Origin of the sequence: Anaerotignum propionicum DSM 1682, assembly GCF_001561955.1 — a bacterium.
Classification (GTDB): domain Bacteria; phylum Bacillota; class Clostridia; order Lachnospirales; family Anaerotignaceae; genus Chakrabartyella; species Chakrabartyella propionicum.
Window position 1 is genome coordinate 952919 of sequence record NZ_CP014223.1, and the last position, 11492, is coordinate 964410.

Here is an 11492-nt window from a genome sequence, read left to right on the forward strand (position 1 = left end):
GGAAATTCCGGGAACACCTACCGACGAAAGTCTTTTCAGTGTCCTGCTCCAAGGCGAGTTCGGCTCTTTTCGTAACACTGCCTCGCACCAACCGACAGCTCTCTGAAGATATCCAAGAATCTACTATTCCTTTTCGTTGCATTTTTATAGATACAATTTAATGAGTACTCTAGCAGATAATTGTTCTTGTGTCAATACCTTTTTGGTTAAAAAAATGCTTCGACTGAGAAAACCATAATATACAAGAAAAAGGAGGCCCGTGCAAAAGTAATTCTCAGAGCTTCCTCAATAAATTTCAAGTTGAGTCATAAAAAGTTTATTGAGATAAGGTTTAGGGAGTGTTAAGATCCCGAATGCCTTTGGCGAGATGATAGTGCATGGCCATGGCTGCTCCATCAGCATCTCTCATTTCAATGAACTCTGCAATTTTCCCATGATAGGTAAGGGCATTATCAATTGATTTTACATCTGTTCCGATTTGGGTTGCGGTAATAATAGAGTCCTTAACTGCCGCCGCCAAAGAAGGCATAATGAGCTGAATGATGTCGTTATGAGTAGCGGTAGCAATGGCAATATGGAAAAGTTGATCCTCCTTGATGATTGCCTCCTTCTGAACATCTTTTTCTAAAATATTCAGAGCTTCCATACGTTTTGCCGAGTCTATAATTTCTTGGAGTTCTTGAGGGGTACCGTTTTGTATGGCAAGGCGGATGCAAGAGGGTTCTAAAATCAAACGAAATTCGAACCAACTGTTTATCAGCTTCACTTTGTCCTTCAAATAAGTTACACCAAAAACATCGGCTGCTTGATCTTCCAAAGGAGAAACAAAAGTACCACTACCCCGCTTGATGGTTAAAATACCCTTTGCTGCCAGAAGCTTAATTGCCTCACGCAATGTTGCACGGCTTATGCCCAATTGGGCGGAAAGCTCATGCTCGTTTGGTAATTTTTCGTTAGGTTTATATATTTTTTGTAAAAAATCATATCGCTCAGTTCGTTTGCTGCAACTTGTGAGGCAGGAATAAATTCATTTTTCACATTTTTCCTCCTTGTTTTTTAAAGGTCAACAAAAACATCATAAAACATTCTAGAAACAGCATTACAATTTTGGAATTTCCATTCGCTGGGTTAATTTATGTTATTTTAAACACTGTTCATTTATCCTAATCTCTTTAACTGTTTCTCAATAGCATTTCACTTTTCTTGAGAATGTTGATTATTTCTCCAAGGCAATTCACCCCAAAATTTCGGCAAGAAGTATTTTTCATTCTTCGCAATGCAGTAATGATAAAACGCATTATACGTCGCTTTTAGTGAAACATTTTAATGGCTTTTCGTAATTATAGCAAATACGTATAGGAATTTCAAACGGTACCTTAACAAGGCAACAGAGTTCGCTCATAAAAAAATTTATAATAAAGTTGTATGACCAATTATAGCATTGCTTTTCTGTAGATGTCTATGCATGTTTGCACAAATTTGAAAAATGGGTAAATTTTTTATTGACAATTGAAATAAAATGCATATAATTTTTCATAACAAGAAAAGATGTCTGACCAATTTGGTTGGTGAAATGTAATCTAAAGTGAGGCTGTGTTTATTTTTAAACATAAAGGAGGAGTGTAATATGAGAAGTGATGCAATGAAAACGGGGTCAACTAAGATTCCCCACAGGTCTTTGTTTAAAGCACTTGGGCTTACTGATGAGGAAATCAGAAGACCAATGATTGGTGTTGTTTGTGCCAAAAATGATATTATTCCGGGGCATGTTCACTTAGATAAAATTGCAGAGGCGGTACAGGCCGGTATCCGCATTGCGGGGGGAACCCCTTTTGTATTTCCTGCAATCGGCGTTTGCGACGGGATTGCTATGGGACATAGTGGCATGAAGTATTCTCTCATCAGCAGAGAACATATTGCAGATTCTGTAGAAATTATGGCAATGGCACATCCCTTTGATGCATTGGTTTTTATTCCCAATTGCGATAAAATCGTGCCCGGTATGCTTATGGCAGCGCTGAGACTGAATGTGCCCAGTATTTTTGTCAGTGGCGGCCCTATGATGCCCGGTAGAACGGTAGACGGCAAACAAATCACCCTCTCCAATGCCTTTGAAGTGGTTGGTGCCATTGGCAAAGAGGGGATTACCCAGGAAGTTTTAGATGATGTTGAAAATAATGCTTGTCCCGGGTGTGGTTCTTGCGCGGGTATGTTTACCGCAAACTCCATGAACTGCATGACAGAGGTTGTTGGTTTAGGATTACCCGGAAACGGAACCATTCCTGCCATCAGTGCCGCAAGAATTCGCTTGGCAAAGGAAGCAGGCATGAAGATTATGGAGCTGTTGGATAAGAATATTTGCCCGAAAGATATTGTAACCGAGAAAACCTTAAGGAACGCTTTGCATGCGGATATGGCTTTGGGTTGTTCAACAAATACAATTCTTCACTTACCTGCGATTGCCCATGCAGCTGGTTTAAAAGTTGATTTTGAAGAAATCAATAAAATCAGCAAGGAAACACCTCATCTTGTAAAGTTAAGTCCGGCGGGTTCAGATTGTTTGGTGGATTTGGATTATGCAGGAGGCATTAGTGCCGTTATTCAGGAATTGGCTGAGTACGGTTTGTTTGATACAGATGTAATAACCTGTACAGGGAAAACGGTGAAGGAAAATATTGAAAAGGCAAGAGTTCTAGATGCCAATGTAATACGCTCCAAAGAAACCGCTTATTCTCCTGATGGCGGCTTGGCAATTTTATGGGGAAATATTGCCCCTGACGGAGCAGTTGTTAAGAAGGGTGCGGTACTGCCCGAAATGTTGGTGCATGAAGGTCCTGCAAAGGTATTTAACAGCGAAGAGGAATCCATTGAGGCAATCTTAAGTGACAAGGTTGTTGCAGGTGATGTTGTAGTCATTCGTTATGAAGGCCCAAAGGGCGGCCCGGGTATGAGAGAAATGCTTGCCCCCACAGCTTCGTTGGCTGGAAAAGGTTTGGATAATAGCGTGGCATTGATTACTGATGGCAGATTTTCCGGTGCCTCAAAGGGTGCCTCCATTGGTCATGTTTCTCCCGAGGCAGCAGCAGGGGGTGTCATTGGCTTAATTCAAGATGGCGATGTTATTAGTATTGATATGCTCAATAATAAACTGGAGCTTAAGGTTGCTGACGAGGAAATCGAAAGAAGAAGAAGCGAATTTAAGCCGGTTTTGAAAGAAGTGCCTGATGGTTATTTGAGAAGATACAGAGAGCTGGTAACCAGTGCGAATACAGGGGCTATATTCAAATAATTTAATCTAGATGTTATCAGGAAAGCCTCTTTTAGAGGGTTATCAGTTGGGGTTTCAGGCTCTAAGCTTTTTAATATTTTGTGGCTTTTGATAAAGAAACCATAGAGTTTACAAAGCAGATTAGGGCTTCAGTCAAAATAATTTTTTAGCTAGGAAGGGGAAATCGTATGAAACGCTTTATGTCAATGGTTGCCATGACAACCGCACTTGTTGTATCTTTGACCGCCTGTGGCGGTAATTCCGCTAAACCTGCAGCAGAGGGAAGCGGTGCTGCATCAGCAGAGCCTGTTGTGATAAAGCTTGGTACAACAGTAAATGAACAAGACAGCTTTCAAGTTGCAGCGGAAAAATTCAAAGAGTTGGTTGCAGAAAAAACAAATGGGGCATACGCAATCGAAATTTATCCCAATGGTTCTTTGGGCGATGAAAGAACCATGCTGGAAGGCATGCAGATGGGCACTTTGGATATGGGCATTATCACCAGTGGACCTTTCGTAAACTTCATTCCTGAAATGGGTGTATTGGACATGCCGTTCTTATTCCCAGACAATGCTTCTGCCTATAAGGTTTTAGACGGTGAAGTAGGTCAGGGCTTGCTGGACAAGTTTGAAGGTGCAAACCTGAAAGGCTTAGCTTATGCAGAAAGAGGTTTCAGAAACTTGACAAATAATGTTAAGCCTGTAACATCTGCCGCAGACGTAAACGGATTGAAGATTCGTGTTATGGAAAATGAGGTTTACATTTCCACTTTTGGTTCCTTGGGTGTAAATGCGGTGCCAATGGCATGGTCCGAGGCTTTGACAGCTTTACAGCAGCATACCATTGATGGTCAGGAAAATCCTGTTAACGTTATTCATTCCTTCAAATTATGGGAATCTCAGAAATATTTAACCATGACTCGTCATGCTTATGCATCTGCAATTATTACAATGAGCTTGCAGAAATTTAATGCATTGCCTGAGGATGTGCAGGTTGCATTCAAGGAAGCTGCACAGGAAGCTGCTGAATATGAACGTCAGTGGGTTGCAGATAACGAAGCAAGCCAGCTGGAGGATATTAAAGCAAACGGCGTAGAAGTAGTTGAAAATCCTGATATTGAATCCTTTAAAACCGCGGTACAGCCTACTTATGATAAATATGGCTCCAAGTATTCAGATTTAATTGCGCAGATTCAAGATGTATTAAGCAAATAATTAATTTGCTTAAGTTAAGGGAGGGCTACTTATGTCAGTCATAACATTTTTTAGAAAACTAAGCGATGCCATTAACAAAGTGTGTTTGACAATTTGTGTAGCCCTTCTGGGCGCAATGGTAGTAACTACATCTGTTCAAATCATTTGCCGTGTATTTTTTACAGCAATCTCTTGGAGCGAAGAGCTTGCCAGATATTTTTTGATTTGGACCTCCCTGCTTGGGGCGGGTTGTGTTTATAAATCAGGAAGCAATATTGCAGTTTTGTTTGTTCAGGGCTTATTGCCTCAAGGGTTGAAAAAATTTGCAAAAATTTTGGTTCACATTTTGTGCGGATTCTTTTTTGCCCTTGCAATTTACCACGGCATTCGTTATATGGGGATGATGGGTATACAAAAATCAGCGTCTTTACATATTCCAATGAAATTCATGTATTTAGCCATCCCTTTGGGTTGTGGCATTATGGAATTTCATGTAATTGATGCAATTTTAGGTGAAATATTTGGGAAGGAGGGAGAAGAATCATGAGCATTGTGTTGTTTGGAGTATTTATTCTATGCTTAATCATTGGAGTGCCGGTTGCATTTTCTATTGGTCTGGCGGCTGTGGCAGTTCTTTTTGCCGGTGGGGTTGACAGGCTGGTGGTTGTTCAAAGAATGTTTGCAGCTTCCGATTCCTTTTCTCTGATTGCAATTCCCTTTTTTATCTTTGCAGGTGATTTATTGGCAAGCGGGGCAATCAGCAAGCGTTTGGTTGCTTTTGCTGAATCTTTGGTAGGTGGCATTCGAGGAGGCCTTTCCATTGTTTCTGTTGTTGCAGGTATGTTTTTTGCCGCAATTTCAGGTTCCGGTGCCGCCACCACTGCAGCAGTTGGTGCAACCTTAATTCCTGAATTAAAGGATAGGGGTTATCATGCAGAATCTTCTGCGGCTTTAATTGCCTCTGCGGGAACAATTGGTGTTGTAATCCCTCCTTCAGTGCCTATGGTTTTGTATGCTGTGGTTGCGGAGCAGAGCGTAACGAAGCTGTTTCAGAATGGCTTTTTACCCGGTGTTTTAATGGGTCTTGTGCTCATCGTCATTTCATTATGGCAGGCATACAAGTTTGATTATCCAAAGGGAACACCTTTTTCTTTTAGAAATGTTTTGGCAACCTTAAAAAGATCTATCTGGGGTTTATTGATGCCTCTAATTATTTTGGGTGGTATTTTCTCAGGATATTTTACTCCTTCGGAAGCGGCGGTAGTTGCTGTTGTGTACGCACTGATTGTTTCTGCATTTGTTTATAAGGATTTAACTTTGCAGTCCTTGTATAAAATCATGGTGGGGAGTGTAAAAACTTCGGCAATCATTATGATTATTATCGGATGCAGTGGTGTTTTTGGCTGGGTTTTGGCCAACTGGAAAATACCGGAATCCATTGCCACAGCAGTATTGTCTGTCTCCAGCAATAAATTCGTAATTCTGTTTTTGGTCTCTGTGATTGTTTTGGTTGCAGGCGTATTTATGGAAACATCATCGGCAGTTATTATTTTAACACCCGTGTTTTTGCCTTTGATGAAGGCATTGGATGTAAACCTGATTCATTTTGGCATACTGTTTACTGTGGGTATTGCCATTGGTATGGTTACTCCCCCCGTTGCAATCAATCTCTTTGTGGCATCCAGCATTACCGGTATGCCAATCGAGCGAATTGCCAAGGCTGTACTTCCGTATTTGTTTGGCTTGATTGCCATTTTCTTCTTAATTGTGTATGTTCCTGTTTTCATACCAGGCGTCATTTTCTAGTATTTTCATATATTATAAAAAAATATGTTCAAATTATAAAGCCCTGATTATGGTTGCCTACCATGTCAGGGCTTTTGTTTTACAGATTGTTATTTTTGATTAATTTTAGACTACTATATTTATTGGTTCTAAATTGAAAGAAAGATTTTGATTTTGAAAAGGATGCACAACTTATTGTAATGTTTTTTTGTTGTTTTCTAAGCACTCCTCCAAATCAATGAAAATTGGGCGCCAAGAACCGCCGGAAATTTTTCGGTATTGGGCAACCTCTAAATCAGTGCCGTTTGTTAATTGGAAAAATACAATACAGTATTGATATCCATCGGTACCATCAAATTCAATTCGAATTGTATAATCCTTTTGAGATTTTCTGATGTCTCCTTTGATCAATTTACACCATTCACCATATCGTATTTGAACATTTCCTTCTGCTTCCCACTGCCATCCATGATAGGGTGCGCATAAAAAGTTTTCTCCAAAATAATGAATGTCACTAATTTTATATTGGTTTTCCTCCTTTTCTAAATCAATAAAGCCGTAATAATAGGCAAAAACCCCTGTATCTTTTGCACTTCCTTCTATGGTTTCAATCTCCACAAAATACCGAACCATGTTTTCTTGAGGAGCTTCCATAGGCACCTGATGATATTTGATTAAATTGATATGCAATATATTTTCATAGGTTTTTACATAGTCGCTATAGGGTAAATTCTTTTGAAATGGAGCAGAAAGAAGTTGATAAGAAATTGGATAAGGCGCCATGGCATCGCCGATTGTACCACAGCCTGCTGATCTTCCCACCACAGGGTTGGCTGCGTCACGCAAGATACTGAAATAGTTTAAAATTGTATTATCCGGACTATCTGTCAGTGAAGCAGGCAAAGAGATTTCTTCCGGTTTCTTATCATAATTTTCATTCAGAAATTCTTGGGACAATATTTTGTTATTTAAAACGGGCAATTTGGAAGGTCGAAAGTAGGTTTCAAAATCGACTGCATTGCTTTCTAAGAATTCTTCGCAATTAATACATTGGGCTTCCAACAAACCACCCATGACCATGATTGCCGTTTCATGTTTTTTATGAAATGATAAAACGCAGGACAGAACTGCGCAGACTATGAAGATGAATATAGGGATTCTTTTTTTTCGTAGTGCAAGCTTAATGGTAGGAGGTAGCCAATTTTTCAATCTTATTCATTCCCTTTTTAGCATTTTACCTTAATTATATTCAAACCCTGCAACAATATAGTACTATTTAGCTGTTTTCAGGAATGGGTTTGTTTCAAACGCATAAATACAGCAATCATAATAGAGAAAAGAATAGAAAAAGCAATAACCACAGGGCTGCGATTATTGCTAGAAAGTGATGTGTTGAATTTTTGATAATGGTCAATCAAAACGGAAATATTGATAGGGAATGAGATATATCTAACAAGGTTAACCAAGTTCAATACGAATTCCATCGTAGATTGCCTGGGCAAAATCAAATTGATTGTTGCGTAGTTTTTCTGCATCCTCTGCATTTGTAATATATGCCAGCTCCACCAAAAGAGAAGGCATGGGGCTTCTTCGTAAAACGTATAGGGAAGGTCTAATAAAGATGCCATTGTTTTTTGTGCCCAGCTCTGCCACAATTTGATTTAATATGGACTGAGCCAGAGGATATGACTGTGAGAGCTCACTGTAGATATAAACTTCACTGCCATTATAGCTGGGATTGGTTGAAGCGTTGGCGTGAATGCTGATGAAATAATCTGCCCCCCATGCGGTTGCATCTGCAACTCTAGCGGCAAGACTGGTAGAATTATTATAGCCCAAAGATGTGTCAATTGTTGGACGGGAAACCCTAGCCTCATACCCGGGCGTATTATTTAACAGATCAGCCAGATACATGCCTACTTGCCAAACAACATCCTGCTCATATAAGCCGAAACCCACTGCTCCTTGATTTACGGAACGGCTATGTCCTTGATCTATATATATTTTAATTGCCATAGAACCACCACCCTAATCAGATTTATATATTACATAATATTGCTAAGGTGAGTGATAGTGAATAAAAAAGGAAAATAGTACAGGTGTGATCAAAAAGAGACAGGTCGATACAAGCTTTTGTTTTACAATTACCAAGACAGAAGTAATTCGGAAGAAAAGGAAGAAAAATAAAAGGAGTGGACATTAGAAAAACAGATTTAACACCTATTTGGGAGAATAGAATCACTTTTAAAAACGAAAGAAATAATCAGGAATCATGAAGGATTTATGCTGGTTTGTGGAGTTATGCATTGCATTTTATAAATGGTTGATTTTTGTAAATAAATAGAATAATATGGTTATATTATTCTTTATTAAAATGTTGCTTTGATTAATATTGGGGGAATTTAGGCTTAGTCAAGGCTCTGCAAACCAATTGCAGATATTGAAAACGATTTATGGGAATGGGGGCGTGCATGTGAAACTCATAGGGAAAAGTTTCATGACGATTTTAATTTCTATAACCCTTTTTATTTGTTATATTGTTCCTATTTCAGGTGAGGAAAAGCAGAAAAAAATTCGGGTTGGGTTTTATGAATCCCCTTATTTTCAAAATATTGAGAAAGATGGAAGCATATCAGGCTATAGCTATGACTATCTTCAAGCAATTTCTCAATATACGGGTTGGGAGTATGAGTTTGTTAAGACAACCACATACAGTGAGTGCTTGGAATTACTGAAAAATGGAGAGATAGACATTGTGGGCGTTATGCTTAAAACACCGGAGCGAGAGGAAATGTTTGATTTTCCGGATCTTTCTTCGGGTGTTTGTATGTCTATTTTGGTAACGGGGAAGCAAAATCGCACCCTTGCTTATGAGGATTATGCCGCTTTTAATGGAATCACGGTAGGTCTACAGAAAGGTTTTGTGAGAAACGAAGGCTTGCAGGATTATTGTAAGAAAAAAAACTTCACCGTAAATACCATTGTTTATGACAATCAGAAAGAGATGCTTGATGCAATGTCCCGAGGAGAAGTGGACGCAATGCTGATTCGGAGCAATCAGAATTCTCAGGAGTATCGAGCAATTGCAAAATTTGATACAAATGATGTATTTTATGCAACGACAAAAGGAAATAAGAAGGTTTTAGACGGGTTGAATTATTCCCTTGAAAAGATTAAAATTACTTCACCCAACTTTGATAATGATCTATATAATAAATATTTTGATTTTTCCAGCGGACAGATGGCAGTTTTATCAAAAGAGGAGTCTGCTTATTTGGCAGAACACCCAACTATGCAGGTATTGTATGATTCGGTATGGGAACCCTATGAATTCACACAAAAGGACGGTACACCTCATGGAATTGCCATTGATGTTCTTGAGAAAGTATCAGAAGCTGTGGGCATTAATTTTCAATATACCAGTGTAGATAAGCAAAAAACGAAAACAGAGTTGTTTAGCAGTGGCGAGTATGATGTTTTGTCTTCCATTACCTATTGCTATCAATGGGCAGATAAAAATGATGTATACATCACTCAACCTTATCTTAGTGTTGATTATCTTGGGGTATATAAAGATATAAAAAAAACGATACACCGTGTTGCCCTTCCCAAGGGCTTTTATATTTCAGAAATTGTGCAAAAGGTACTTCCCCGAGAAGCAGTGATTGACACCTATGATACTGTGGAGGAATGTATGGAAGCTGTGAAGGATGGCTTGGCGGATTGTACTTATGTGAATACATATGAAGCGGAGTACTATTTAACAATTCCAAAATACAGGTTATTGCAGTTTCGTACGGTACAGGGTCTTTCTCAGCAGCTGAGTGTAGGCATTTCAAAGAATACGGATCCACTTTTATATTCCATCATTAGTAAAGGCTTGGCAACGATTTCTCAAGAAGAGCTTAGGGAAATCATTCGCACACACTTAAACCATCCCCAACAAAGCAGTTTTTTTGACATGATGTATACCAATCCTGTTCATTTTGTAAGCTTATTGACAATTATAGGGTTTATTTTAACGGCGTTCCTTATTGTTTATGTTTTGTACAAGCACAAAAATCGAGAAAACGAAATTTTACAAATGACAAATAAAGCAAAATCCGAGTTTCTGTCTCATGTGAGTCATGATATGCGTACACCAATCAATGCAATTATTGGGCTTTCCTCTTTGGGATTGTCAAGTGAAGATTTGGAAAAATCCAGAGGATATCATGAAAATATCAATCAGACCAGTCATTATTTGCTTAGACTAATTAATGATACTCTGGATATGAGTGTACTTGAGAACAATAAGATGAGATTGCATCCTAAGCCCTGTTATTTTAGTGATTTTTTAAATGAGATAGAAATAATCATACGTGAAAGGGCAATGGAAAAAGGGATTTATTTCCAGACACAGATGAATACCGATTATAAACAGGCAGTGATGTTTGATGAACTGCGTCTTCAACAGATATTTATTAATCTTATCAATAATGCAATGAAATTTACACCGCCGGGAGGTAATGTCAGTTTTATCATTGAGGCGACGGATTTAGAAGAAAATAAAATCATGGTGTTATTTATCATACGTGATACCGGAATTGGTATGAGTGCCGAGTTCCAAAAGAGAATGTTTGAACCTTTCGAGCAGGAAGAGGATAGGATTCCTTTTTTAGAATCCGGAACAGGTTTAGGCTTGGCAATTGTGAGGCAATTGGTGGATTTAATGGGAGGAACCATTCAGTGTAATAGCCAGCCGGGAGGGGGTACAGAGTTTATTGTAAAAATAGAAACCCAGCGATGGGAGGCTGCCTCTGAGCTTCATTGTCAGGAAAAGGTCTCTCAGCGTGAATCTTTTTCAGGTGGTAAAAGAATTTTGCTGTGCGAGGATCATCCTGTGAATGCCCAGATAGTAATTGCCCTTTTGCAAAAACGAGGATTCATTGTGGAGCATGGAGAAAATGGGCAGGTAGCAACCAACTTGTTTAAGAATTCTCCCATAGGTTATTACGATGCAATTTTAATGGATGTAAGGATGCCTTTGTTAAATGGTCTTGAAGCAGTGGCTATAATTCGATCGTTGGAGCGGGAGGATGCTATAAAAGTTCCCATTATTGCAATGAGTGCAAATGCTTTTCAGGAGGATATCAATCTAAGTCTTGAGGTGGGGATGGATGCCCACCTTTCAAAGCCCGTAGATGCCATGGAGCTTTTTGATACCCTAGAAGAAGTAATGAAAATGAAATCGAGTTAAATAAAAT

General features: G+C 39.0%; 9 protein-coding genes and 1 other annotated feature (1 of these 10 cut by a window edge). Of the genes, 5 read left to right on the forward strand and 4 right to left on the reverse strand.

The features are described from left to right. Nucleotides 1–146: a binding site (T-box leader), on the reverse strand (it extends 100 nt beyond the left edge of the window). Between the two features lie 185 nt (nucleotides 147–331). Continuing rightward, nucleotides 332–967 carry a FadR/GntR family transcriptional regulator gene (locus CPRO_RS04600; RefSeq protein ID WP_236782416.1) on the reverse strand — a complete coding sequence of 212 codons (636 nt, stop codon included), beginning with the start codon at nucleotides 965–967 and terminating at the stop codon, nucleotides 332–334. After that, nucleotides 907–1038, reverse strand: a complete 132-nt coding sequence (locus tag CPRO_RS15890; protein WP_257721885.1) for a hypothetical protein — start codon at nucleotides 1036–1038, stop codon at nucleotides 907–909. The genes CPRO_RS04600 and CPRO_RS15890 overlap by 61 nt, the downstream gene beginning before the upstream one ends. Before the next feature lie 589 nt (nucleotides 1039–1627). On the opposite strand from CPRO_RS15890, the gene ilvD reads away from it, so the two are divergent. The 4 genes from ilvD (at nucleotide 1628) to CPRO_RS04620 (ending at nucleotide 6267) form a co-directional block, all read left to right on the forward strand. Then, complete coding sequence (gene ilvD / locus CPRO_RS04605) at nucleotides 1628–3289, forward strand: dihydroxy-acid dehydratase (protein ID WP_066048383.1); 1662 nt, start codon at nucleotides 1628–1630, stop codon at nucleotides 3287–3289. A gap of 167 nt (nucleotides 3290–3456) precedes the next feature. Further along, nucleotides 3457–4482: a TRAP transporter substrate-binding protein gene (locus CPRO_RS04610; protein ID WP_200777653.1), complete on the forward strand. Its 1026-nt coding sequence runs from the start codon at nucleotides 3457–3459 to the stop codon at nucleotides 4480–4482. A 31-nt stretch (nucleotides 4483–4513) separates the two neighbouring features. Then, on the forward strand, nucleotides 4514–5008 hold the full coding sequence (locus CPRO_RS04615; protein ID WP_066048385.1) for a TRAP transporter small permease: 495 nt from the start codon (nucleotides 4514–4516) through the stop codon (nucleotides 5006–5008). Then, entirely contained in the window at nucleotides 5005–6267 is a 1263-nt protein-coding gene (locus CPRO_RS04620) for a TRAP transporter large permease (protein WP_066048388.1), read from the forward strand. Before CPRO_RS04615 ends, CPRO_RS04620 begins: the two co-directional genes overlap by 4 nt. A gap of 171 nt (nucleotides 6268–6438) precedes the next feature. Here the strand turns inward: CPRO_RS04620 and CPRO_RS04625 are convergent, their stop codons facing one another. Continuing rightward, nucleotides 6439–7455, reverse strand: a complete 1017-nt coding sequence (locus CPRO_RS04625) for a hypothetical protein (RefSeq protein WP_082754224.1) — start codon at nucleotides 7453–7455, stop codon at nucleotides 6439–6441. A 249-nt stretch (nucleotides 7456–7704) separates the two neighbouring features. Further along, nucleotides 7705–8262 (reverse strand): N-acetylmuramoyl-L-alanine amidase family protein, encoded by a 558-nt coding sequence (locus CPRO_RS04630; protein ID WP_066048391.1) that lies wholly within the window; start codon nucleotides 8260–8262, stop codon nucleotides 7705–7707. A 481-nt stretch (nucleotides 8263–8743) separates the two neighbouring features. Here CPRO_RS04630 and CPRO_RS04635 point away from each other — a divergent pair, with 481 nt between their 5' ends. After that, the gene (locus CPRO_RS04635; RefSeq protein WP_066048396.1) at nucleotides 8744–11485 is read left to right on the forward strand and encodes a transporter substrate-binding domain-containing protein; all 2742 of its coding nucleotides are present in this window, start codon (nucleotides 8744–8746) and stop codon (nucleotides 11483–11485) included. The last annotated feature ends 7 nt before the right edge of the window (nucleotides 11486–11492 follow it).